The sequence below is a fragment of the Pseudoalteromonas sp. AOP7-A1-14 genome, assembly GCF_052376275.1.
Classification (GTDB): domain Bacteria; phylum Pseudomonadota; class Gammaproteobacteria; order Enterobacterales; family Alteromonadaceae; genus Pseudoalteromonas.
In genome coordinates, this window is the sequence record NZ_JBQSVO010000329.1 from 1 (window position 1) to 222 (window position 222).

Genomic DNA, 222 nt, shown 5'->3' on the forward strand with positions numbered 1-222 from the left:
CGGCTGACCTCATTGCTGCGATAAACCCACATGTAGGAATTGCTGCTAGGGTTGTCACCTTCATCTAAGACTTGTGTACGGGTTTCATCGGCACATAAACTATGCTCACTAAGCAAGTGACGTTGCATGGCTGCCACTAAGGGGCTGATTAGCAGGCCCGCTTTAATACACCAATTAGCTAATGTTCCGCGCGATAGTTCAAGGCCGCCACGGCCCAGTATG

At 50.5% G+C, this 222-nt stretch carries 1 protein-coding gene; it reads right to left on the bottom strand.

The genetic code is table 11. From position 1 onward, the window contains the following. Positions 1–222, bottom strand: a 222-nt coding sequence (locus ACT3RM_RS18340) for an IS66 family transposase (RefSeq protein ID WP_444511575.1), incomplete at both ends; no start/stop codon positions are given.